The following is a 358-nucleotide window of genomic DNA, read 5'->3' as shown; positions in this document are numbered from 1 at the left end:
CAAGCATAACGATAAAGACATCTCCTAGGCTCATATTGACACTGCGCCACACAAGTGATGGAACACTTATCGTAGGTTCCCCTCCATCCTGCCAACTGCCATAATCCGCTTTAAACACTGTTTCTACAGTATTGTCCATTTCATTATCTAGCTCAGCTTGGTCGCCATTTTGCTTTTCTGCTTGATCAGCAGCTAACGCAAGCATCTTTTCAATTGCCTCACTAGCCGCTTGTGCTTGCCAGCGATCCTTTTCAACCTGTTCTTTGCTAGCCTGTTTTTTGGCTTGGCGCTTCTGTATGGCCTGTTCACGATTGAACTGAGCTGTCACTGCTCGAATCATAGCAGATAGATCGTCTTC

General features: G+C 45.8%; 1 protein-coding gene. It reads right to left on the bottom strand.

Annotation, left to right across the window (positions count from 1 at the left end):
* Positions 1-328 (bottom strand): hypothetical protein (locus SB749_RS18910; protein WP_410711656.1); only part of this gene is annotated, 328 nt, incomplete at its 3' end.
* Between the last annotated feature and the right edge of the window lie 30 nt (positions 329-358).

The sequence above is a fragment of the Brevibacterium sp. SIMBA_078 genome (assembly GCF_046534565.1).
GTDB lineage: Bacteria > Actinomycetota > Actinomycetes > Actinomycetales > Brevibacteriaceae > Brevibacterium.
Note: the sequence above shows the minus strand (reverse complement) of the source record. Positions and strands in the feature narration are given on the sequence as shown.